Source organism: Pseudomonas fragi (assembly GCF_900105835.1).
Taxonomy (GTDB): domain Bacteria; phylum Pseudomonadota; class Gammaproteobacteria; order Pseudomonadales; family Pseudomonadaceae; genus Aquipseudomonas; species Aquipseudomonas fragi.
The window spans coordinates 69,433-92,251 of sequence record NZ_LT629783.1; the positions used below are offsets into that span (position 1 = coordinate 69,433).

Sequence of the window (22,819 nt, forward strand, 5' to 3'; positions counted from 1 at the left end):
CACGCTAAGCAGATGACAGTCTAGTCTGTGCGATGTTGCAGTCTATTGACCGAAGGTCGTGTAGGACTAATCGATTCGCTCTATACCAACCATTGGGCTGTGGCTTAAGGCTATACCTCGCATTATTGGCGCCCTATGATTGACGCTCATGGCGGGCTTTGAGGCCTGGCGTTCATTTAAGGCGAGGGAATATGCAGGCAGTTTCTGGGTCAAGATCGGCGCGGCTGTGGTTGATGGGTTTGTTTGCGTTGGTGATGGTGGGCTGCGCCAGTGTCGAATCCCCCGAGTTACGACGCTTGCCAGAACGGGTAGAACTGAACGGCGTGCCGTTTTTCCGCGGCAATGCCAACCAGGGGGCACCGCAAACCTTGGCGGGTATGCTGGGTGAGCAAAAAGTGCGCATCACCCCGGGGCTTTTGGTCAAGCCGCTGGGGTTGCCGGGGGCCGAAGACTCGTTGCAAGGTAATATCGAGCAGCTAGCGGCGGGTTACGGGCTGATGGTGTACCCGCTGGACAAATCCCTTTCTGCGCTGCTGACCCAAGTGGCGGCGGGCTACCCGGTGATGCTGCGATTTAGCGACGGCACAGTGTGGTCCGAGCCGCGCTACGCCATGCTGGTGGGTTACAACCGCGCCAAAGGCACGGTGTTGCTGCGCTCAGGCATGGAGCGTCGGCGGTTGATGGACTTCAGCAAATTCGAGTCGGCGTGGAAGGATGCTGGCGGCTGGGCGGTGCTGATCCTGTCGCCCACCCAGTTGCCGGCCAGTGTGGACAAGGGTCGCTGGCTGAAGGTGGCGAACGACCTGTCCCGTGCGGGGCAGGAACAGGCCGGCGCTACGGCGATCAAGACCCTGCAATCCCAAAAGTAAGCATTGGCATTACCCTGTGGGAGCGGGCTTGCCCGCGATTCAGACGATGCGGTCATTCAGGCCTACCGCGGCGCGGCCATCGCGGGCAAGCCCGGCTCCCACAGAAACTGCGCCGTTGCCACAAAAATCAGAACCCGAACTTGTCCCGCAGGCTGTAGTACCAAGCACCCAAAGCAGTCAGCGGTGTACGCAATAGTTGCCCGCCGGGGAAAGGGTAGTGGGGCAAGTCGGCAAACGCATCAAAACGCTCAGCCTGCCCGCGCAGGGCTTCAGCCAGCACCTTGCCGGCCAGATGGGTATAGGTCACGCCATGCCCGCTGCAACCTTGTGAATAATAGATGTTGTCACCGATACGGCCGACCTGGGGCAGGCGTGACAGTGTCAGCAGGAAATTGCCCGTCCATGCGTAGTCAATTTTCACATCCTTGAGCTGCGGGAAAGCCTTGAGCATTTTCGGCCGGATAATCGCTTCGATATTGGCCGGATCCCGCGCGCCATACACCACGCCACCACCGAAAATCAGGCGCTTGTCACCCGACAGGCGATAGTAGTCGAGTAAATAGTTACAGTCCTCGACGCAATAGTCCTGTGGCAACAGGGTGTTGGCCAGCTCATCACCCAGAGGCTCTGTGGTGATTACCTGGGTACCGCACGGCATGGACTTGGACGCCAGCTCCGGTACCAGATTGCCCAGGTAGGCATTGCCCGCGACGATAATGAACTTGGCCCGCACCTTGCCCTGGGGTGTATGCACCACAGGATTGGCGCCGCGCTCAATGCGTACAGCGGGAGACTGCTCATAAATGGTGCCGCCCAGGGACTCGACAGCCGCGGCCTCACCCAGCGCCAGATTGAGCGGGTGAATGTGCCCGCCGCTCATGTCCAGCAGGCCGCCCTGATACTGGTCACAGGCCACCACCTCACGGATCCGGCGCTGATCCAGCAGCTCCAGCGACGTGTTGCCATAGCGTTCCCAGAGCTTCTTCTGGGCCTCCAGATGGCCCATCTGCTTGGCGGTGATGGCAGCGAATACACCGCCGTCCTTCAAATCACACTGGATCTGATACTTGGCCACACGCTCACGAATGATCTTGCCGCCTTCAAAGGCCATTTGCCCCAGCAACTGAGCTTGCTTGGCGCCGACAGTGCGTTCGATCACATCGATATCGCGGCTATAACTGTTAACGATCTGCCCGCCGTTGCGCCCCGAAGCGCCGAACCCCACTTTCGCGGCTTCCAGAACAGTGACCTTGAAACCCGCCTCCAGCAGGAACAGCGCACTCGACAGCCCGGTATAGCCGGCGCCGATAACGCACACGTCCGTTTCCACCTCGCCCTGCAGGGCGGGGCGCTCGGGTGCGGGATTAGCGGAAGCTGCATAGTAGGACTGGGGGTAGGGAGTGTTCGACATTCTGCAGCCTCTGTTTTATATTTTTTACGAGTGAAGTCGATGCTACCTGAGTTGAAAACGGCCCGCCAGCCACCGGAGGGTGAGTGTTTTCAGGTTAAAAATAAAAAATTCGACTATTCATAGGGTTAGCTGCAAAAAAGGTGTTGACACCCCTCCGCAAATCTATAGAATGCGACCCCACAGCAGGCACGTAGCTCAGTTGGTTAGAGCACCACCTTGACATGGTGGGGGTCGTTGGTTCGAGTCCAATCGCGCCTACCAAACAAAATCCGCTCTGCTGGGCGGTCTAGAAGGGCTCACCGAAAGGTGGGCCCTTTTTTGTTGTCTTGGATTTCATGCAGAACGTTCACAAAATATAGGCTTCGTTCACACCGAGCAATGTGAACGCCTACAAGACCTGTTCTGAGCTGTGATTCTTCTACATTTTGGTCTTGGTGAGCGTGTGATGTGTTGGCGGCTAGACAGGCTTTGTCGGACTGGTTAGCGTCCACGCTATCTTGATCATGGTGCATGGAATCGGAATGGACGTACTGAAACAACTGCAGTCCGAACTGGCTGCGTTTGCTAACGAGAGGGACTGGGATCAGTTCCATACCCCCAAGAATCTAGTGATGGCATTGTCCGGTGAGGTGGGGGAGCTTACAGAGCTCTTTCAGTGGCTCACTGCTGAACAGAGTGAGCGTGCTGTCCTTGGCGATGAGGCAGTAAAGGCCGTTGAAGAAGAGATGGCCGATGTTCTGCTTTACCTGCTCAGACTGGGAGACAGGCTACAGATCGACGTTGCAGCGGCGGCCCAAGCCAAAATCAAGCTCAATGCAGAGAAGTATCCCGTTGATAAGTCCAAGGGCAATGCTGTGAAGTACTCAAGGAGAGAGAAATGACTGTCGCAGTTGTGTACCAGCCTTGCTCTGATCCAGTTGCGAGGCAAAACCTTCAGAACACCATACTCAACCCCATCTTTATTGACGATATCGTGCACCTTCTTGATCCTGCGCTTGGTGCGATACTGCGAGCAGAGAATCCCTCGGGCAAGCTGTATATCTGGGGGCTATCGCCCAGCAATACCGAAGCTGCTTGGCTGAGAATGGTTCCAAACGACGTGGTCATCTTCAACGTCAAAGGAGTGGTTACAGTTGCGTCGAGGTTTACTCATCGCACCCGTAATCGAGCCCTTGCTCTTCATCTGTGGGGGTTTAAAGACGTCAGTGAGGGGATCACTTGGGAGAACGTTTACTTCGTTTCGGATGTACGCCATGTGTCTATTCCATATCCTGACATCCTGCTCTGCACCGAAAGCCAGCCTCGTATGTCTTTCAATCGCTTCTCCGAAGCAGACAGTGCAGCGATTATTGCTCGCTACGAGAAGCTACTATACGAGCTTGCTGATGAGCCTATAAGTATCGAAGAGGCTCGCGTTGAAATTAGTCTCCAGATGGAAACGGATGGTTCTGCTACGAGACCGACTAGAAACGAGCACCGCTTCATCGTGAAACACCTCTTTAAAGGCTTGCCCACTGGTACATGCTGCATCTGCTTAAACGACTATCCCCGCACCATGCTGGTTGCTGCACACATCAAAAAACGTGCTTCCTGCGACAGAAAGGAAAAGCTGGATATCGAAAATATCGCAGCCCCTATGTGCCGTATGGGGTGTGACCCACTTTTTGAGTTCGGATACATTTCTGTAAAGAACGGGGCGGTTGTTAGGCATCCATCCCTCGAAGCGCCTGAGGCTATATCGAGTTACATTGATGGTGTGTTGGGTAATGTCGTACCTGCTTGGAGCCAGAAAACGAAGAAGTACTTTCAATGGCACAGAGATACGCATGGCTTCGAGCCAGCAGAAGTTCTGTAGCTACTTGAAACCTAGCTACATCACAGTAACTGTGGTATTTCCCATCGCCTGCGCCGCGAGAGCCATGCACTTGAGGGCGTTCTTCGATTCAGCTCAGGGAAAAATAATGGGGGCGAGTCATTCCGAAACCGGGGTTATCACCTGAGCTACTTAACGCGAACACGGCCACCCTGTTTTAAAAGCTGGGAAAAGTAGAAATAAGTGATGGAGACCCTACGCACGGCTTGCCTTCTGTGGCTGTCTTTGACGCTGTTGGTGGAGTGTGACCAGTTGGTATTGGGCGAGAGGTGTGGTGCTGTGTCGGTGTGCTTGGTTGGGCTGTATGTTGCTGTCAAAGGTGAATGCTCGTTGCACTCGCCTTGGGTTTGCACTCTGGCGTGCATGTCGGAGGGGGGACTGAAACCCTTGTCGGACGTGGTCTGTGGAGGTATTACACCTCGATCTTCATTCCGGTATACGCCTACCTAGAGGGGGAGTAGTGAATCTTTCAGTGCGTTAGGATTTATTCCAGTGCGGTTTGACTGTGGCAATACCAATCCCCGGTTCGGCGACTACTTGTGCCTGTGTCATTTCCTTAGCCTTCAGGCGTTGCACCGATGATGCTGTCGTGTCAGTTGCTTCTGGGTGTCCCAGCTTCTTGCCTTCAGCCTTGGCACGGGTCAGGCCCGGAAGGGAGCAGCCACAGCGGGAGCGTTGTGTGCCGGAGTGTGGCTGGCGGGGTTGCCTCCTATCTCTAACTCCTTGATTCTGCGATGATTTGTCAGTTAAAACTCGAAGTGTGACAGCGTGTAGGTACACCTGAGCGGTGCACTGTGTGCTGGATTCTATTCTCTGATCACGCCCGCCCCAAGCTTAAGCGTCTTTCGTTCGCGACGTATTTGACTTGCCAAGTTTAATGTGGCAATAAGCTACTATGGGCGTGACGGCGTCGTTAAAGAGTTCTGTTACCAAGATGGTGCGATTGCTTCATCGCTTCATTTACCTCTCCGTTGCTTGCAGTGAGCACGCGGTGATGAATTGGTAATCAGCTTTGTTGACCTAGTTTTCAGTTATGCAAAGGAATGTATGTCTCAGATATCGATCCCTCACGTTGCTTATCATCCGCTCGATCCGCAGCCAGAATTTGTAGCTCCCACGGATCTTGCCGACTCGCTTAGGCTTCCTCCAGAGCGTTACTTAGATGATGAGCATCATGGCCGAGTCTACTGTCCAGACTGCGGTGTCATCTGCAGTAGGCGTCCTCGGAAGACCCCCAAGAGAAAAGATGGAGTTTCTGCCTTTTACTTCCACCTGCCAGGCTTCGATATGGTCGAGTGCCCGCATCGGAAAAAAGGGGGGGGTGGAGGCGGCGAGGACGGTGATGCTAAGCAGAGAAGAGCCATCAACCTTGTTACATTCGCTGGCTGGAAGAGCTTGGAGGACAATGACGAGCCTGAAGATGACGACGATGATTATCTCCAGCCAAATAGGAAAGAGGCTCAGAACGGCTCTGCGGTAAGCGGTAGAGGAGGGTTCGAAAATTACTTCGATGCAGACGGAAATCTTTTAAATCCGGGGCGCTTCAAGACCGTTAAACGACTGGTGCAACTGGCTCAAGTAAACCTGAACATTGCTGTTCAGTTTGGCCAGGAGGATGCCGTTCGGTTGCATGATCTTATCGTTTCTATTGAAAAGGCTCAGCGAAATATAAAGCCCTATCTGGGGAAAAGTTTCCTGTTCTTCGGTAAGCCTACATCTATTGTGAAAGGGGCATACGGCAGAGTATTTTTCAACTTCAAATCCCCGGAACATGAACTTAGTGGTCACTGCGAGTTGGATATTTTTGAATCCCGTAGATGGCAGACCTTCGAAAGAGATCGTTATTACCTGTTCTACGGTCTGGTAGAAGGTGATGAAGAGCATTCTATTGTCAGGGTGCTTGAGGCTGGTCAAATAGATCGAGTTCCTTTGACTGCCCGGCATCTGTTTGACGGGCTTCGGTAAAGCTTTAAGCTGATCTCCTAACTTGAGGTTTGCACTTGGCTGCGTTGCACTCCGTCAGTGCATAACGCTCCGTGGGTTACCACAAGCGGAGCGTTTTGATATTTGTTGGCTAAGTATTCGAAGTTTGATCGTCGTCTTGAGAGAGTGGGAAGTATGTCCTTTGAAGCTAAAGTGTTTAAAATATTGATTGCAAGTCCGGGTGATGTTGACGAAGAGCGAGAAGCCATCCCAGAGGTCATCTCTCGTTGGAATAACAACAATGCAGAGACAAGTCATGTGGTACTGCTTCCTGTGAAATGGGAAACGCACGCAGCGCCGCTACTTGGAGATAGAGCTCAGGGTGTAATCAACAACCAAATAGTAACAACCTGCGACATGGTCATCGGTGTATTCTGGACAAGGCTAGGCTCGCCCACTGGAGTAAGCGAAAGTGGAACGGCTGAGGAAATCGAGTGGTTCATCGAGAATGATAAGCCTGTAATGGTCTACTTCTCATCTCGGAACATTGATCCTAAGAATCTAGATATAGACCAGTACAAGTCTTTGAAAGATTTTGAAAAGAAGATGCAGAAGCTAGGATTGACTGGTTCATACACTAGTATCACTGATTTCAAGGAGCAGTTGCTTAATCAGATTTCGATCAACGTTCGTGCTCTTCTTCTTGGTACACCCGCACCAAATCAGAAGCCTAGAGAAGTGAAGGAAAAAGCTGCAACTTTGAAAAAGATCTTAAAAGAAAACAAAGTCTTCATGGAAGATTATGAGAAAGATGGTCAGGTAAAGTCGTTTGTTGTAAAAGGTGATACTAAGGGTCTAAAGGAGCAGCTAAAAGGGCTCGGCGGCAGATGGAATAACACCCTTGGGGGCTGGGTATTCTCTAAGGCTAAGGAGGTTGAAGTGGCCGCATTCTTGAAAAATGCGTGATTGTTCAGGTTTTTAGCGTTAGGGCAGTGGATATCTCACCGCTGCCCGGATAGAGTCCTGTGCTCTTGCAGCTACTTCGAAGCTAATCAGCCGAACTAATGGCTGAGGCATTAAAGGGTTGTTGATGGCGGTGGAATTGCCGCCTCTGGCTCTACCGTCGGGAATGCTTTGCTTGACCAGTGCCAAACTGCGCTTCCTCATGTGACTGGTGACGCAATCATGGGGTGGCCCAACTGCCGCCAATGGGATGTGCGTAGATCTCCTTGAACGGGTTTTGAAGAATGCGGAGTGTGAATAGCCACCTTCCCAACGACTTTAAAATCTGCTTTCCTGAATGGTCTGTAACGTTAGGCGAGGCTGTACAGGCAGTAGTCGATTAATCACGTACTCAAGAGCGCTAATGATCCTCTTCAAGCGTTTTTCGCCATCCAAGCTCTTACGCTTGCAAATGACATCACATTTGCCAGACCAAGTCCCAACTTCCGTGCCGCAAGGGTCATGCACTTGAAGACCTTTGTTGATGTAACGCAATGCAGAATAATGGCGTTAAAGCCAGTGCTATCAAGCAGCGAAATCCCGCCTCAGCCAGAAAGATCCAAGCGGAACCATAAATAAGTTGGGGCACGCAACATCCCAATCATAGACCGGAAACGACATTAGGCTGGCGCTGTTTCTCGTTTGATTCGATAGACAGTAGCGACACCACAATCAGCCAGTTTGGCAATCTGATCAGCTGACATTGTTGGATGCTTCCGAATCAGCGCCTGTACCTCCGACCATTTGGCAGCATTCCTCCCCTTGCCTGCTGGCTTCCAATCAGGATCAGCAGCCTTCTTGTTTTCCAGACCTTGCTTGATGCGTTCCACACGCTTCTCTTGATCCAGCCGTGCCATGGTTGCCATGAGGTCGATCAGCATGTTGTTGATCACGTCCATGATTTGACCGGTGATTCCCTTCGCCTCAATGAGCATGTGACTAGTTGGCAGGTCAGCTACAACCAGACGCAACCCCTTCGCCCTGATAGTGGCCTTGAGCGTGTCCCAGTCAGCTTGTGAGAGGCGACTCAGACGATCTACAGACTCAACCAATAGCACGTCACCCTCTTTGGCAGTATCGAGCAGTGCAAGCAGCTCAGGACGATTGAGCTTGGTGCCACTGATGTTCTCCGCATACACGCCAACGATGTTCAAACCCTTCTCGACGGCGAACAACTCCAAGGCAACTTTTGCACGGTTGGCGTCTTGGTCTTTGGTCGATGCTCGGAGGTACAAGTGGGCGTTCATGGCTGACTATCCTTTGGAGTCTTGATCTGATAGATTAATGATAAACTATCGATAGCCTATTTTAAAGACATTACTGATAGTTTATTTTCGCCACTGCGGAGCGTCCGCCGCACTACCGGATAGGTCTACTCCTTTGATAGCTGTAATCGACTGAGTTTTTCACTTCGAACTGTAGTGGCGTTTGGGTTGAACGATAGCAACTCCAGTGCGTCGGCAATGGAGTTGCTATCGTTCAAATCATTGATTCGTCACGCGCCTCACTTTCTCTGAGAAGGAAAAACCATAGGGATAGCGAATTTTATTCGCGATTCTGAGCCTGCTTTGTCGTTGGACTGGCCGCCAGCTTTGAAGCTCACAGAGGCAATTGAAATTTTAACTCCGCCGTTTGCTTGAGTTTCAGCATCTGTGGTGACAGAAACATCAAACTCGACCTTTTCGACAATTCGAGTCTTTGACAGATGGGTGTCATCGCCGTCTATGACAGTGCGGCCATAAGCCTGAGAATTATTCGTGTGTGTCTGCATTCGAGAGGGGTTGACGACGGCGTCAGTCCCCTTCAGTTCCTCATTTGCGTCAAGAATTGCCTCTGCAATTTGGCAGAGACTGCTCTTGATGAAGTCTTTCAGTTCCATTGCTCATCTCCTTTATGCCGTTCGGGCTGAGCAGCAGCGTAGCATCACTGAGTCAAGATCAATCCCGCAGTCAACGCTTTTCCAGCAACCTCTCAAACTCTGCGATCAAGTCTTGCAAACCAATACCCAAGACTTTGCACAAGTCACGAAGCTGGACGATATCCAACCGTCGTGATCCTGTTTCAACGTCACTCATGAAGGATTGCGGACGCTCCAGAGCCTTTGAGCACTCGACCTGTGTCAAGCCTGCTTCCTTCCTGTGCTTCTTGAGCAGTGACAAAAGGACATCGTGCTCATGTCGATAGATCGTCATGGACATGGCTGTCTGGCTGTGGTGGATGGCCTTTCAACCTATATCTGGTTTTCAGATATCTGAATTTGGGATATCGCTGCCTCTACCTGCCATTCCAAAGGAATCGCTTGATGAACACCGCTTCTCGACTGCTGTGCCTGCTACCCCTGATCGCATCTGCTGCTGTTGCGGACACCTACCCGCAGCAGACGCTGATCGATGGTTCGATGGTTCGATGGTTCGATGGTTCGATGGTTCGATGGTTTGCTTCAAGGCTGGGGATTGGGGCGACATGGTAGAGGCTTCGCTTGATCAGGATGGGGACGCCGCTACCCGTTTGGTGGAGTCTGGAAAGTGTTGAACGATTTCAAGTCCTACCAAGGTGAGCGTCATCGAACCCAGTACCAATGACAAATCTTCAATGATCCAGCTTCCAAGCGGAAAGACCGCCCACACAGCAAATGGTTGGTTACGTTGATTCCTCCCCATGAAAAGGAGTTGAGCCAATAGTTGCTCTCGCAATGTACAATCGAACAAGGAAGAGTCATGAATGAAAAGTTGTTTGTACTGACCAACCAGAAGATGAACACCAATCACATCTTGCTCGTGATCATGACCGTACTGACCGGAGGTCTATGGTTGATCGTGCGGGGTATCACCATGCGAAGCAATGATTCCCACAACAAGAAACTGGCTAAGCAGATCAATCAGATCATGCACTACAAGACGCAAGGCATGAGTGATACCGACACATACCAACAGATCAAGAATGACCAATTGAACTCTGATGTACTTCAAGGGCGAGTGATCTTTTTGATTCTGGTAGTGGTGTTTCTGTACTTCTACCTGCGGTAACTGCTGCACACGTAAAGCGGAGCTTTGAGCATGATACCCTCCCAGCTCTGCTGAAGTGTGTTTGCACCTAAAGCGTGAGCTTTCAACTGTATCCAGTTACGGCGTGACCGCCGAGAGCCCTTCGGATGTACTCTAGTAATTAAATGAATTTTACACAAATCCAGCTCTTTGTTTGTGATCTTGATCTTGCTCTTGTTTGTTAGTGCAGAAATTAATGCTTCCGCATTCGGTAGTATCCCGTCAGCGGACGCTGACAGTTATGCACGTCACCTTCGGTGTAGCAGATCAAAAGCGAAGAGCTTTGATGTGTGTTGATATCATTTTATTAATTGGAGTGCTGATCCAGAATCGGGACGATACGACTTTTGTCCATGAAGCATGGGTATCTCACTCAGACATTGCCGTCTTGAGTAATAGCTCTTTCTCTTTCCGACGTTAATTAAGATTTGATCAATCATGACCAGATTGAGTGTTCTGGTCACAAATATAGCTTCTGTCAGAAGCCGAGCACCTTCCCGCTGGAAATAGTCTTTTTCTTTCCGACGCTAATTAGCATTCCTTGCGGAACGCTCTCAAAGCCTCGCCATAGGCAAGGTGATCTCCAGCCAGACGCAGAGCTGCAATATGCTCTGGTACGTCCTTTAACGGCTTGTAGTGCACTAGAGCCACGTGAGAATAGGCAAGCTTGGATTCAACCATATAAGCATCTTCATAGCGCTGCAATAGTTCAGGTCGCCGCAGCAGATAACAATGAATTCCATGGGCAGCGTGTCGAGCAGCTTTGATAATTCGCTCAGCCTTTCGCTTCGCCACTCCCGTTGCCATCACAGCCTGTACTGTGAACTGCTTCAGGTGCAAAGCGCCTAGCACTTCATTCATTGAAACATTACAGACATTCTGGGATTGCCCAGCGGAGGTGAGGCAACTGCCAAAGACAATGTCAGCCAGCCATTTGGGTTTGGTGTATGACAGCTCGGCAGCGATGTGTGCAATTGGATTGACTGTGGAGACGGGCTTGCGACCGGCACCTCTTGGGTTCTTCGGTGCAACATCTTCAGTGGTGGGGATCAAATTCAAAACGAATGGGTGCGACATGGTTTTCTCCTGTTCAAGTTCATTTCATAGGCATGAGCCTCGTTTAGTGGTGGTTGCCGCAAGCAAGTGCTAGCGGCAGTACATAGTTACAATTGTTCAGTCATGAATATGGCGCGTATAGCTGCGTAGGCGTTCAATCACGCGAGCATCAATCGCCCCTTCGTATCTGTCTGCCAGTTCATTGCAGTACTTCCGATGAGCTGCCTTATAAGCCTCGAAAGCTTCGATGATGTTGTGGCGTTTCCCCAAGTACACTGATTTTCCGTACTTCGAAAGACGAGTTATAAACCCTTTGCCTCTCGACGCAATAGTTACGCCAATGGGAAGCACCCCACGCTGACTTCGTGTATCTCGAAAGATCTGATTCATCACCCTAGGGACTAGCGAACAGAATTCCGGTGAGTACACGGTATTGAGTGGATCAAGAATATCCTTGTCCAACTCCATGTCCGCTTCAGATGCATAAGGCTGATTCACAAACCAATCTGCAAACTCTTGGAAGTCGTGCCATTTTGGGCAAGCCGTGCAGCCAGCATATGCAGTAGCTCCCGACGTGTAGCACCGATTAAGCATGTCTTTCCATCGTTGAAATGAACGACATGTAGTCTCGTAATAAGGCATACCCAATGCTTTGCGTCTCTCCGCCGAATCGTAGCCAACTCCGCATAGCAGCTTGGCGTCTCGTGGTGGAGCAAAGAGGGGGGCTTCCTCGCCCAATGAGTAGTCGAGGTGGATGCCTGCCAGTTGTGGCAGTTCGTAGATTGTCTTAACACGGTCTTGCATGAAATCTTGGTTCATAGATACCTCCGTAAGTTGAATTTTGGGCGAAAAAAAACCGACATGTTGGTCGGTATCATCGGCAGCGTTTCTCTCTACAGAGGAGTAAATGAACTCAGCTTTCGGATGTCGTCGACCTCGTGGTTGGCTTTGCTTTCATTGCAATGGTCATGGTTATCTCTCATGGTTTGCATTGACCGTCAGATGGTGGTCAGCCAAAACGTGGACATTAAAAAACCTCGTGCGATTTCTGGGCGATTTGTTCGCACTGTAGTCGCGTAGAGGCTTCTAAATTGTCTGTCTGCTCATTGAAGCAGGCAGATATTTTCCCACAACTTAGCCCGCCTGTCAATAAGTTGTTGCGGTAATGGTTTGGTTGTGCATTCGACTTTGTCCAAGTGCCAGTCATCCCAACGGTTTGAAACATTGCGACATTCTGCAAAAACCAACTCCAGTGGAGGGGGGAGCGTACTACTTAACCCTCACGTCCATCTAGCCCAGCAAACGCTGGGCCAAACTGGAATAAAGGCTCGATGTGTAGCGAAAGCAGAGAGCGTTTTTACCGGGTTTTGGAGGGTTTTGGCGTGGTTTTCGGAGGTATTGGTTAAGTTTCTGGAGCCGACAACCTTTAGTTCGTCAAGGTTGGCAGTCCGTTCAGTTGATCAGTCGATGAGGTGCAGTACGTCCCTGACGTTCAGGTGGGAGTATCGTGCGACGGATCGAGTATCCCTGTGGCCCGATACGATCATGATCTGTGCGTTGTTGAATCCTTTCTTCGCCACATTGGTGATTCTGGTGTGCCTGAGTTGGTGAAGTCTGACGCTGCTATCAAGTCCAGCCTTTACGCGTGCCAGACGCACAGCCTGAGATACAGCGTGGGGAGTGACAGTGAAGATCATGCCATGTGGGTGGCGTTCCACGGTGGCCCACAGTTGGGCTAGTTCAAGAATCTCAACGGCTCGATGGGTGAGGGGAACTGATCGTGTACCGTTCTTCCCATCGATCACATCTGCAATACGTTCTTTGAGGTGCAGGCAGTCTTTGGTCAGTTTCAGGATTTCCGACCGCCTCATGGCAGTCTCGTATGCCAATTCAACAATGAGCTTCATGGTTGGAGATAGTTTCGCCAACAGTCGCTCAAGCTCGCTTACTCGGATCACCTTGTCAGAAGACCGGTCAGGTTTCGGGAGTGCGATATCGCTTACAGGGTTGTGAATGTTGATTAGCAAGCCGCGTTTAGCGAATCGGTAGAAGCGGGACATGAATGCAAGCTGCGTCCTGCACGTGGACGGCTTCACCTTCTTCAATCGCATAATCTTGAAGTCATTGATCATCTGCGGCGTGATTTCGTGAATAGGCTGCGTGAAGTACCTCCCCAGATGCTCCACGATCTTCAGTGCGTGGTCGTAGCTGCCTTTTCCCTTGAGCATGGTTTCGCAGTAGGTCATGCCTAACGTATAGATGGTGTGGTGCTTGTGATCCATTGTCACGGCTTCAATCTGGCTGGCCCATGACTCTGCCGCCGCTTTGGTGCTGAAGGTTTTGGATTGGGGAGATTTGCCTTTGACTCGTACCTGAGAGTTCCAGTTGCCTGATGGAAGTAAGCGAATGTTGGCCATTTTTGACGCCTCATGATGTGAATGGGCGTTCTGTTGAAATCAAGAGCAGCAAGGCTTGCAGCTTGCTCAAGCAGACATTGACATGGTGGGGGTCGTTGGTTCGAGTCCAATCGCGCCTACCAAACAAAATCCGCTCTGCTGGGCGGTCTAGAAGGGCTCACCGAAAGGTGGGCCCTTTTTTGTTGTCTGCGATTTGCAAAACTTTTGCAAAACCCCCGTCTTCAGGTACTCGATACCTTGCTGAAGACTGCGCTTGATCTCAAGCGCAATTTAGCGATCCTTTTTCATCCGACAGTCGAACTCAAATGAGTGCTCGCGCGACCGCTCGGACTCTGATTTATGCCTGGATCCCGATCTTGCCTTCAGAGGCTTGTATTGCCCGTTTCTCTGTAAGGGGGATAAAAATGGGCGGTGTACCGGTTGCCTGGAAATAAAGAAAGTAGTGCCCGGTGTCGGCCAATAAAATCCGATACAGCTCTGACTGATGGATACCATTTCTAATCCAGACGCTTTCTTTCAGTATCTCGAAAGTTCGGATTTCGTGTTGTTGCAGGGTGTTTTCGAAGGTTTTGTAGAGTTCTTCTCTGCTGCGTCGGTTGTGTTGAGCCGCCGCTCGCAACATAAAAAAGCTCAGCACAATAACAACCAATATAAAAACGCAGCCCGCGATTGCTCTCATGCTTGTGCTCCCTGCGAGCTGACCTGATGTGAGTGTCAGTGTAGCCATCTGGATAGCCCCGGCAGATGCTTGAGGCTAGCGAGCCCTTGCAAAACAGGGTGAGTCTGGATCAGTGCCGTCAGTTGGGTGGCCTGCCGTTCTTTCTCTGCGGGCGTTGGCGCCTGCTGCAAAGTTCGTTTGCGCATGACCGGACCGTTTGCCCATCAACCGGGGCACAGGTTGGCGCGTGTATAAAGGGCAGTCACCAGACTCATTCAAGGACATAACATGCTTATTGTCTTCAGCGGCCTTCCAGGCACCGGCAAAACCACTCTTGCAAGGGATCTTGCCAGTCGAGCGGGGGCCGTGTACCTGCGGGTCGATACCATCGAGCAGGCGATTCGTAACGCCGGCGTTCTGGCAAAAGGCGTGGGCACGAGCGGTTACAAGGTCGCTAATGAGCTTGCCCTGAGCAATCTTGGTTTCGGTCACACGGTGATCGTTGATTGTGTAAACCCGGTCGCTGAAAGCCGAAAGGCATGGGCCGACATCGCTCAATGCGCTGAGGTGCCCTTGGTCAATATCCAGGTGATCTGTTCTGACAGGCACGAGCATCAGCGCCGTGTGGAAACCAGGGTGAGTGATATACCCGGCTTGATACCGCCCACCTGGCAGTCTGTTCTCGATCATGAGTATGAGGCGTGGGTCAGCGCGCCATTTTGCATAGACACCGCCCGCACCTCTCAGGCGCAGGCCGTGGCGCTGATTGCGGAACGGTTTTTATCTGGGCCGCCCCTGGGCTGAAAGTGGTTGGTGCATCCCGGTGCTTCTGACGCCGGGTTTTTGTCCGCATCGGAGTGGGATCTGCCCGCGGATCACACTCCGATGCGACCTCCCTTGAGGGATCGGGCAGTTAGCGACAGGCTGTCGTTGGCGCTGGTTGTTCGGTATGGGCCTATACCTGTAATTGAAGCTGGATCAGGTTAATTTGCACTGCTTTTTGCAGGTTTATTTATCGTTGATTGGCATCTCGCGACCCAAGCCTGAATGGGGCGCCGGTGCAAGTGACTGGACCAGGCAGGACCTCTGTTCCAGGGCGCATTTGTTGCCAGGGATGTAGCAGGTGACGAGGAATTATTGGGCGTTTTTGCGGTCATATTTATGACCTTTCTTTCAGGACGCTCACATGAAGCGCACAACCCTATTGATCCTGGCCGCCTCTGGCGCTTTCTTGCTCGGCGGCTGCGTGCCGATCTGGGACGACGGTGGCCGGCATGGCCATGATCGCGGTTACGACTCGGGCCGGGGATACGACCGGGGGCACGATGATCGGGGTTATGACCGCGGCTACGATCGTCGCGACAATGATCACCGGTATGACCGCAATCGCGACCGTGACGACAGGGACGACTGATCCTCTGGCTGTCTGTGCGCAGCGTGTCAGGCACGCTGCGCTTGCTTGACCATCCCCCGTCATTTGTTTCATCCCTGCAACATCCTTGCTTCCCGGAAATAAACCGGACATCTGCCAGCAATTGCGCTCAGGCAAGCTGCGCGCAATTGGCCCTGTCGCGCTCGTTCAGGCGCCCCGGGCTGATCAGAACCCTCCTGTAAAACACCGTTCCGGGAATTCCTGCTCCATGCGAACCAGTCGTTCACTGCCGTTGCTGGCTGCCTTGTCCATTTTGCTTACGGCCTGTGCCAGCAAAACCATCCCGCCCGAAGACTATTCGGGTTTTCTGTCCGACTACAGCCAGCTGACGCAAAAGCAGTTGCCGTCCGGGCAGGCCGTGCTGTCCTGGGTAAGTCCTGACCTGGATATCAGCCATTACACCGGTGTCTATATCGAGCCAAGCCAGCTTTACCCGTGGGTGCTACCGACCGGGCGGGGGCCGCAGGCCACGCTGTCAGCTGTGACCGGATATTACGATGCTGCGCTCAAGCGCGAACTGGGCAAGGTCATGAACGTTGTCGCGGCCCCGGGCCCTGGCACGCTGATCGTCAGGCCGGCGATTGTCTCGCTGTCGGCAAGTACCCAGGGCCTGCGGTTTTACGAGTACTTGCCGGTGACCCTGCTCGCCGCAGGGGTAAGCACGGCCGCCGGGATACGCGACCAGGACAGTGAAATCAGTACCGAGATAGCCGTGATCGATGCCACCGATCAACAGGTGGTCGCGCAAGTGGTGCGCAAGGGGACGGGGCTGACCCTGGAAAATGATTCGCAGGTCATGACGCTGGATGACTTCAAGTGGGTGCTCGATGGCTGGGCGCTGGATATGCGCCGCGAATACTTGTCCAGCCGCCATTAAGAGCCGGTCAAGTGTTGCAACAGGGCTCGCCGCCAGGCGGGCTTTTTTTTTGCCTGCGATATATGTGCTTCCCTCACACGACTTCAAGTGCAGCCTGAATCTGATCGGCGTACTTGTTCAGGTTATTCATCTCCGTCTGCAACTGCCCGGAACTGGCTGAGTTTAAAACCTTGGCCTGGATCAAGGTCAACGCAGCAGCGACGGCCAGTTCTCGTTTGCCTTCCGGGCTGGCAGCACCAAAAGGGGTATCGCCCCTGAGGTTTTTGAAGTGCTCAGACATGATGCTCTCCTTATCGTTGCGGGTTCGAAACCTGCCATTACCGGCAACCGGTAATACCTAAAGTTTAGGGCAGTTTCCTGCGTCTGTACGCGTCTATCTCGCCCTGTAAAAGCCCTGCCATTACAAAAGTTTGGGTGGATGTGCTGAGGGCTAGACGAGTAGCGCCAAATAAAAAATTGTCTATTTCGTCAATAAAATGGCTAATAACCCAATTATTTGTCCTTGTAATGACGAGATTAATGCAATTTTGTTCAATTTATTGACGATGTCATTGTGATGGCTTATTTTGGCGCCCTGTTGCTGGCCATGCGTCGTGAATACTCAGTGCGGAAGGAACCTACTAATGAGTCGTACAGACGACATATCGAATTTGTTCAGCAGGTTCGGCGCCACTTCGGACAGCTATCACGAGTTTGACAGTCAGTTCGATTACCCCAATACACCCCCAGCCCAGGTTAAATCCCCGCTGCCTGCTCAAGCCACGGCCCCTGTACCGGTTGGCCTGCCGCTGGTTGCACCCGCTCAGGAGGTGTTGGTGCAACCTGAAGTGCAGGCGCCGCTGATGAGCTCTGCCGACGTTGCAACCCCGCTGCGTAATTTGCTCGCAGAGGTGGCACTGGCCCGTCAGGCCGAGACCCAGTCTTTGCAGGCGCAATTGCGCACACCGCAGTGCAAGGCCCGTGTCGTCGTGCTGGTCTCGGCCAAGGGCGGCGTTGGCAAGACCACGCTGGCCGCCAGCCTGGCCAGCAGCGTGCGCCTGGAGGGCGGCAAGACCCTGGCCATTGACCTTGATCCACAAAATGCCCTGCATCATCACCTCGGGATTGCATCCGGCGTGACCGGCATGGGCAGTACCCACTGGAGCAGCCATCTGCAGCAGGGCTTCAACGACGTGCAAGTGTTGCCCTACGGCGTGTTGAGTGATGAGCAGCACTGTGCCCTGGAGCGCGAAATGAGCCAGGACCGCCACTGGCTGGCCCGGCAACTGGAGCGCATGGCGCTGGGCACGCATGACCTGGTGATTGTCGATACGCCCAGCGGTCGCTCGGCATATCTGCAGCAGGCGCTGGACGTGGCCGATCAGGTACTGGTGGTCACTGCCGCCGATGCGGCCAGTTTTATTGCCCTGGAACATATGGACCGCCTGCTGGGGGCCGACGTTGCGCGCAGTTATGTGGTCAATCGTTTTGAGCCCGACCGTGAGTTTTCCCGCGACATGCTCCAAGTGCTCAAGCGCCGCCTGGGTGCTCAGTTAATGGCAGTGGTTGTACAGGATCATAGCTTTGGCGAGGCCCTGGCGTATGGCCACAACCCGCTTGCAGCGCCAGCCGGGTCTGCAGGCGGGGAAGGGGTTTTGCAGCTTGGCGAGCAACTCAAAACCGTCTTGCAAAGCACCCGTGCGGCGGGGATATCCGCCCCATGAGCCAGTCAGGCAGTGCCCCCCGGGGGGCGCAAAGCCGTTTTCAGCGTTGGGCCCAGGCGCTGTCTGATCGCCTTGATCAGTGGCCAGTGGCGGCACGCCGTGCGCTGCTGGCCGGCACCGCCGTAGTTTGCGGGCTTTTGGGCCTGCTGATCATTACCGCACCGTTCGATTTCTATGCGCAGTGCCTCTTTGCCAGCGGCTGCTTTGTTGCCGCATTGGTGCTGCGCAGAGTTCCCGGGCGCCTGACCATCCTGATCATGATCGGCCTCTCACTCACGGCCTCGCTGCGCTATATGTACTGGCGCCTGACCGAAACCCTGGGGTTCGACGACTGGGTCGACATGGCGTTCGGCTACGGCCTGGTGCTGGCCGAAATCTATGCCCTGGTGGTGCTGGTATTCGGCTACCTGCAAACGGCCTGGCCGCTGCGGCGCCAACCGGTATTGCTCAAGAGCCCGCCAAGCGATTGGCCAGTGGTTGACGTGTTTATCCCGTCATATAACGAAGCCCTCGATATCGTGAAGCTGACCATCTTTGCCGCCCAGGCGATGGACTGGCCCAAAGACAAGTTGCGCGTGCATGTGCTCGATGACGGCCGGCGCGAAGACTTTCGCGAGTTCTGCGAGCAGATCAATGTCAATTACATCACCCGCGACAACAACCGGCATGCCAAGGCCGGCAACCTCAACGAAGCGTTGAAGGTCACCAGCGGTGAATTCGTGGCGTTTTTCGATGCCGACCATGTACCGACCCGATCCTTTCTGCAGGTCAGTATTGGCTGGTTTCTGAAAGACCCGAAGCTGGCGATGCTGCAAACGCCGCACTTTTTCTTTTCTCCGGACCCGTTCGAAAAGAACCTCGACACCTTTCGTTCGGTACCCAACGAAGGCGAACTGTTCTACGGTCTGGTGCAGGACGGTAACGACCTGTGGAACGCCACGTTTTTCTGTGGCTCCTGTGCGGTAATCCGCCGCAAGCCGCTGATGGAAGTCGGCGGGGTGGCAGTCGAAACCGTGACCGAAGATGCCCATACCGCGCTCAAGCTCAACCGCGCCGGCTATAACACCGCCTACCTGGCGATTCCGCAGGCGGCGGGGCTGGCCACTGAAAGCCTGTCGAGCCATATCAGCCAGCGGATCCGCTGGGCACGGGGCATGGCGCAGATTTTCCGTACCGATAACCCGTTGTTTGGCAAGGGCCTGAACCTGGGGCAGCGGCTGTGCTACCTCAATGCGATGCTGCACTTTTTCTACGGTCTGCCGCGCCTGGTGTTTTTGACCGCGCCGCTGGCCTTTCTGTTTTTTGACGCGCAAATCTTCCACGCTGCCGGGTTGATGATCACGGCCTATGCCTTACCGCATATTTTCCATGCCAGCCTGACCAACTCCACCATCCAGGGGCGGTTTCGGCATTCATTCTGGAACGAGGTCTACGAGACGGTACTGGCCTGGTACATCATGGGCCCGGTGCTGGTGGCGCTGGTCAACCCCAAAAGGGGTGGGTTCAATGTCACCAACAAGGGCGGGATCATTGATGAGAAATTCTTCGACTGGAAGCTCGCCCGCCCGTATATCGTGCTGTTGACCCTGAATATGGCGGGCCTGGCCTGGGGGCTGTTGCGCCTGGCTCTGGGCGAAGAGGGCGCCACCACCACGTTGCTGATCAACCTGGTGTGGACGCTGTACAACGTCATCATCACCAGTGCCGCCGTGGCGGTGGCCAGTGAAACCCGGCAAATCCGTGCCGAACCCCGGGTTGCTGCGCAATTGCCGGCGCGTTTGACCCGCGCTGATGGCAGCGTGATCGAGGGCATGACCCAGGACTTCTCGCAAAAAGGCGTGGGCCTGCGCTTGCCCGAGGGGGTCAATGTGCCCCAGGGCGAGCGGGTACAGATCTCGCTGTTTCGCAACCAGCACCTGAGCGTGTTCCCGGCGGTGATTGTATTTAGCCGCGGCGAATTGCTCGGCGCCCAGTTCGATGCCTTGAGCCTGCGCCAACAAAGCGATCTGGTGCGCCTGACATTCTCTCGCGCCGATACCTGGGCCTCGACCTGGGGTCGCGGGCAGGTCGACACCCCGATGGTGGCCTTGCGCGAAGTCAGCCGCATCGGCCTGCGCGGTATTCATGAACTCTTCAAAGCCTCGGCCATGGAAGTGCGCAGCCTGCTGCGCCGTCGCCGCGTCACCCCATCCACGCTAGAAAATGTCCTGGACAAGTGATGATCCCAATTCCTTCAGCCTTCGCCAATGTGCGCCAGCCGCGCCGCGCCTTGGCCCGCCTGGCGTGCGCCTTGCTGGCTGCGTGCGCTGGCGTTGCCAGTGCCAACAGTACTGCGCCAGCCCCGGCAGCCGGCGCCACAAGCTACACCGTGACCCTCAAGCAGTTGGGCCGCAATTACCCGATGAGCCTGCGCGGGGTGGAGTCCACCGACAGTGTCAGCTTCGATGTGCGTGCCGACTCGATCGTCACCGGTGCCCGCCTCAACCTGCAGTACACCTATTCCCCGGCGCTGCTGGCAGAGCTGTCGCAAATCAACGTGCTGGTCAACGATGAAGTGGCCGCCAGCCTGGCGTTGCCCAAGGACAAGGCCGGGCAACTGCAGCATCAGATGGTGCAGATCCCGGCGCATCTGATTACCGAGTTCAACCGCCTGAGCCTGCAGTTTATCGGGCACTACACCATGAGCTGCGAGGACCCTCAGCACTCCAGCCTGTGGGCCAAGATCAGCAACGCCAGCGAATTGGGCATTGATGTGTCTCCCCTGGTCTTGCCTGACGATCTGGCGATCATGCCGCTGCCGTTCTTTGACCGTCGCGATGCGCGTGCCCTGGACTTGCCGTTTGTATTCGCGGCGGCGCCCGACAATGCCACGCTGGAGGCCGCAGGTGCACTGTCGTCCTGGTTTGGTGCCCAGGCCAGTTATCGCGGTGCGCGATTCACCTCGGCATTCAACCAGATCCCGGCCAGCGGCAATGCCGTGGTATTGCTCAGTGGCCCTGACGCCTTGCAGGTCGGCAGCCTGAGCCTGCCACCCGCCAAAGGGCCGACCCTGACCGTCATGGCCAACCCCAATGACGCCAATGGCAAGCTGCTGGTGCTCAGTGGGCGCGATGGCAGCGAACTCAAACGCGCTGCGACGGCCCTGGTGCTGGGCAACCAGGCCTTGTCGGGCAACAGTGTGGTCATTGAGCGGATGGAGGTGGTGCAGCCACGCAAACCCTATGACGCCCCGAACTGGCTGCCCAGTGATCGCAAGGTGAAACTGGGCGAGTTGCTGCCAGCCAAGGAGCTGAGCGTTTCGGGTTACAACCCGGGCGATATTGTCGTGCCGCTGAACTTTGCCCCGGACCTGTTTACCTGGCGCGATGCAGGGGCGCCGCTGCACCTGAAGTACCGCTACACGCCGCAGGAGCGATCCAATAACTCGTCGCTGATCATCAGCTTCAATGATGCCCTGATGCAGTCGCAGAACCTGTTGTCCCAGGACAAACTCGACAGCGGCGTGCTCAGTGCCCTGCAGTCCGACGACAGCCTTGGCCGTGAAACCACGCTACTGCTGCCGTTGAATTCGGCAGCCCTGCAGTCGCGCCTGCAACTGCGCTACATGTTTGACTACCTCAAGCAGGGCGAATGCAACGACATCATCATCGACAACATGCGGGGGGGCATCGACCCCGAGTCGACCCTTGATGTCAGTGGCTACGACCACTTTATCGCCATGCCCAACCTGGGTGTGTTCAAGGATGCCGGTTTCCCGTTCACCCGCCTGGCGGACTTGTCGCAGACGGCCGTGGTGTTGCCCGATAACGCCGGTACTGCGGACCTGGCGGCCTACCTGACGGTACTCGGCCGCTTTGGTCACGCCACCGGTTACCCGGCGACCGGGGTGCAGGTGCTCCAGGCCGCGCAGGTGGCCAGTGCGGCCAACAAGGATTTGCTGGTGCTGGCGTCCGGCGGCAATCAGCCGCTGCTGGCGCAATGGGCCGATCAGTTGCCGGCCAGCAATGCCGAAGGGCAACTGAGCTTGCACCTGTCTGATCTGCCGATGCGCGTGCGTGACTGGTTAAGCCCGGACCCTGAAGCCAACCTGCGCAGAGCGCGCATGGCGATGGCGTTCTCCGGGGGGGCGAGCAGTACCTACCTGACGGGTTTCGAGTCGCCGCTCAAAAGCGGGCGCAGTGTGGTGGTGCTTGCCAGCAGTCAGCCCCAAGGTTTGGCCGACGTGACCAATGCCCTGATCGGCGGCGAAGACTATACCCAGTCAATCCAGGGCAGCCTGGTGGTAGTGCGCGGCAAGAATATCGAACCGCTGGTGGCTGATGAGCAGTATTACGTCGGCAGCCTGGGGCCGATCAAGTACCTGCAATGGCTGATCTCGCGCCATGTGGTATTGGCGCTGGTGCTCACCGGCCTGGGCCTGATCCTGCTCAGCGGGCTGGCGTATCTGCTGCTGCGGGCGCGGGCCAACCAGCGCTTGCAGGGCGAACCCGAGCGAGAAATCGATGACTCGAAACCTGACGCCTGATGCGCCGGGTTTTATGGACAAGCACTTCC

Annotated in this window: 22 protein-coding genes, 1 tRNA gene and 1 pseudogene; 14 read left to right on the top strand and 10 right to left on the bottom strand. The window is 54.5% G+C overall.

The genetic code is table 11. The features are described 5' to 3' along the window. The first annotated feature begins 233 nt into the window (after positions 1-233). Positions 234-869 carry a hypothetical protein gene (locus BLU25_RS00375; RefSeq protein WP_016780367.1) on the top strand — a complete coding sequence of 212 codons (636 nt, stop codon included), beginning with the start codon at positions 234-236 and terminating at the stop codon, positions 867-869. Between the two features lie 127 nt (positions 870-996). On the opposite strand, the gene BLU25_RS00380 is transcribed toward BLU25_RS00375, so the two are convergent. Next, a complete protein-coding gene (locus BLU25_RS00380) occupies positions 997-2,280 on the bottom strand; it encodes an NAD(P)/FAD-dependent oxidoreductase (RefSeq protein WP_016780368.1) in 1,284 nt (427 codons plus the stop codon). Between the two features lie 184 nt (positions 2,281-2,464). Here BLU25_RS00380 and BLU25_RS00385 point away from each other — a divergent pair. The 3 genes from BLU25_RS00385 (at position 2,465) to BLU25_RS00395 (ending at position 4,135) form a co-directional block, all read left to right on the top strand. After that, positions 2,465-2,541 (top strand) — tRNA-Val (locus tag BLU25_RS00385). A gap of 260 nt (positions 2,542-2,801) precedes the next feature. Beyond that, a complete protein-coding gene (locus BLU25_RS00390; protein WP_016780369.1) occupies positions 2,802-3,161 on the top strand; it encodes a nucleotide pyrophosphohydrolase in 360 nt (119 codons plus the stop codon). After that, positions 3,158-4,135 (top strand): hypothetical protein, encoded by a 978-nt coding sequence (locus tag BLU25_RS00395; RefSeq protein ID WP_016780370.1) that lies wholly within the window; start codon positions 3,158-3,160, stop codon positions 4,133-4,135. The genes BLU25_RS00390 and BLU25_RS00395 overlap by 4 nt, the downstream gene beginning before the upstream one ends. A 495-nt stretch (positions 4,136-4,630) precedes the next feature. Here the strand turns inward: BLU25_RS00395 and BLU25_RS23655 are convergent. Continuing rightward, positions 4,631-4,801: pseudogene (locus BLU25_RS23655) on the bottom strand (recombinase family protein); the annotation flags it as partial. Between the two features lie 399 nt (positions 4,802-5,200). On the opposite strand from BLU25_RS23655, the gene BLU25_RS00400 reads away from it, so the two are divergent. Both BLU25_RS00400 and BLU25_RS00405 read left to right on the top strand, forming a co-directional pair. Continuing rightward, positions 5,201-6,118: a hypothetical protein gene (locus BLU25_RS00400; protein WP_228795872.1), complete on the top strand. Its 918-nt coding sequence runs from the start codon at positions 5,201-5,203 to the stop codon at positions 6,116-6,118. 153 nt (positions 6,119-6,271) lie between these two features. Further along, entirely contained in the window at positions 6,272-7,042 is a 771-nt protein-coding gene (locus BLU25_RS00405) for a hypothetical protein (RefSeq protein ID WP_016780372.1), read from the top strand. Positions 7,043-7,698: 656 nt separating this feature from the next. On the opposite strand, the gene BLU25_RS00410 is transcribed toward BLU25_RS00405, so the two are convergent. The 3 genes from BLU25_RS00410 to BLU25_RS00420 form a co-directional block, all read right to left on the bottom strand. Then, a complete protein-coding gene (locus BLU25_RS00410; protein WP_016780373.1) occupies positions 7,699-8,325 on the bottom strand; it encodes a recombinase family protein in 627 nt (208 codons plus the stop codon). Between the two features lie 257 nt (positions 8,326-8,582). Beyond that, the gene (locus BLU25_RS00415) at positions 8,583-8,957 is read right to left on the bottom strand and encodes a hypothetical protein (RefSeq protein ID WP_016780374.1); all 375 of its coding nucleotides are present in this window, start codon (positions 8,955-8,957) and stop codon (positions 8,583-8,585) included. A 70-nt stretch (positions 8,958-9,027) separates the two neighbouring features. After that, positions 9,028-9,276 (bottom strand): helix-turn-helix domain-containing protein, encoded by a 249-nt coding sequence (locus BLU25_RS00420; protein WP_016780375.1) that lies wholly within the window; start codon positions 9,274-9,276, stop codon positions 9,028-9,030. 104 nt (positions 9,277-9,380) lie between these two features. Here BLU25_RS00420 and BLU25_RS23660 point away from each other — a divergent pair, with 104 nt between their 5' ends. Together BLU25_RS23660 and BLU25_RS00430 are read left to right on the top strand one after the other, a co-directional pair. Continuing rightward, entirely contained in the window at positions 9,381-9,548 is a 168-nt protein-coding gene (locus BLU25_RS23660) for a hypothetical protein (protein WP_016780376.1), read from the top strand. Positions 9,549-9,795: 247 nt separating this feature from the next. Further along, the gene (locus BLU25_RS00430) at positions 9,796-10,104 is read left to right on the top strand and encodes a hypothetical protein (RefSeq protein ID WP_016780377.1); all 309 of its coding nucleotides are present in this window, start codon (positions 9,796-9,798) and stop codon (positions 10,102-10,104) included. Positions 10,105-10,653: 549 nt separating this feature from the next. Here the strand turns inward: BLU25_RS00430 and BLU25_RS00435 are convergent. The 4 genes from BLU25_RS00435 to BLU25_RS00450 all read right to left on the bottom strand — a co-directional run bounded on the left by BLU25_RS00435 (position 10,654) and on the right by BLU25_RS00450 (position 14,274). Then, the gene (locus BLU25_RS00435; protein WP_016780378.1) at positions 10,654-11,199 is read right to left on the bottom strand and encodes a hypothetical protein; all 546 of its coding nucleotides are present in this window, start codon (positions 11,197-11,199) and stop codon (positions 10,654-10,656) included. A 96-nt stretch (positions 11,200-11,295) separates the two neighbouring features. Further along, complete coding sequence (locus BLU25_RS00440; protein WP_016780379.1) at positions 11,296-11,997, bottom strand: hypothetical protein; 702 nt, start codon at positions 11,995-11,997, stop codon at positions 11,296-11,298. A 641-nt stretch (positions 11,998-12,638) separates the two neighbouring features. Next, positions 12,639-13,595 carry a tyrosine-type recombinase/integrase gene (locus BLU25_RS00445; protein ID WP_016780380.1) on the bottom strand — a complete coding sequence of 319 codons (957 nt, stop codon included), beginning with the start codon at positions 13,593-13,595 and terminating at the stop codon, positions 12,639-12,641. Positions 13,596-13,932: 337 nt separating this feature from the next. Continuing rightward, positions 13,933-14,274, bottom strand: a complete 342-nt coding sequence (locus BLU25_RS00450) for a hypothetical protein (RefSeq protein WP_016780381.1) — start codon at positions 14,272-14,274, stop codon at positions 13,933-13,935. A 267-nt stretch (positions 14,275-14,541) separates the two neighbouring features. On the opposite strand from BLU25_RS00450, the gene BLU25_RS00455 reads away from it, so the two are divergent. The 3 genes from BLU25_RS00455 (at position 14,542) to BLU25_RS00465 (ending at position 16,562) form a co-directional block, all read left to right on the top strand. Next, positions 14,542-15,057 carry a P-loop nucleotide/nucleoside kinase family protein gene (locus tag BLU25_RS00455; RefSeq protein WP_016780382.1) on the top strand — a complete coding sequence of 172 codons (516 nt, stop codon included), beginning with the start codon at positions 14,542-14,544 and terminating at the stop codon, positions 15,055-15,057. Between the two features lie 382 nt (positions 15,058-15,439). Next, positions 15,440-15,667, top strand: coding sequence for a hypothetical protein (locus tag BLU25_RS00460; protein WP_081481032.1), 228 nt, complete (start codon positions 15,440-15,442; stop codon positions 15,665-15,667). A 226-nt stretch (positions 15,668-15,893) separates the two neighbouring features. Beyond that, the gene (locus BLU25_RS00465; RefSeq protein WP_016780384.1) at positions 15,894-16,562 is read left to right on the top strand and encodes a DUF3313 domain-containing protein; all 669 of its coding nucleotides are present in this window, start codon (positions 15,894-15,896) and stop codon (positions 16,560-16,562) included. Positions 16,563-16,635: 73 nt separating this feature from the next. Here BLU25_RS00465 and BLU25_RS00470 read toward each other — a convergent pair whose 3' ends face one another. After that, on the bottom strand, positions 16,636-16,842 hold the full coding sequence (locus BLU25_RS00470; RefSeq protein WP_016780385.1) for a hypothetical protein: 207 nt from the start codon (positions 16,840-16,842) through the stop codon (positions 16,636-16,638). A 343-nt stretch (positions 16,843-17,185) separates the two neighbouring features. Between BLU25_RS00470 and bcsQ the strand changes: the two genes are divergently transcribed. The 3 genes from bcsQ to bcsB are packed head-to-tail and all read left to right on the top strand — an operon-like array spanning position 17,186 to position 22,790. Further along, positions 17,186-18,265 (top strand): cellulose biosynthesis protein BcsQ, encoded by a 1,080-nt coding sequence (bcsQ, locus tag BLU25_RS00475; RefSeq protein WP_083369463.1) that lies wholly within the window; start codon positions 17,186-17,188, stop codon positions 18,263-18,265. Continuing rightward, positions 18,262-20,484: a UDP-forming cellulose synthase catalytic subunit gene (bcsA, locus tag BLU25_RS00480; RefSeq protein ID WP_016780387.1), complete on the top strand. Its 2,223-nt coding sequence runs from the start codon at positions 18,262-18,264 to the stop codon at positions 20,482-20,484. Before bcsQ ends, bcsA begins: the two co-directional genes overlap by 4 nt. Beyond that, entirely contained in the window at positions 20,484-22,790 is a 2,307-nt protein-coding gene (gene bcsB, locus BLU25_RS00485) for a cellulose biosynthesis cyclic di-GMP-binding regulatory protein BcsB (protein ID WP_083369464.1), read from the top strand. The genes bcsA and bcsB overlap by 1 nt, the downstream gene beginning before the upstream one ends. Positions 22,791-22,819: the final 29 nt, after the last annotated feature.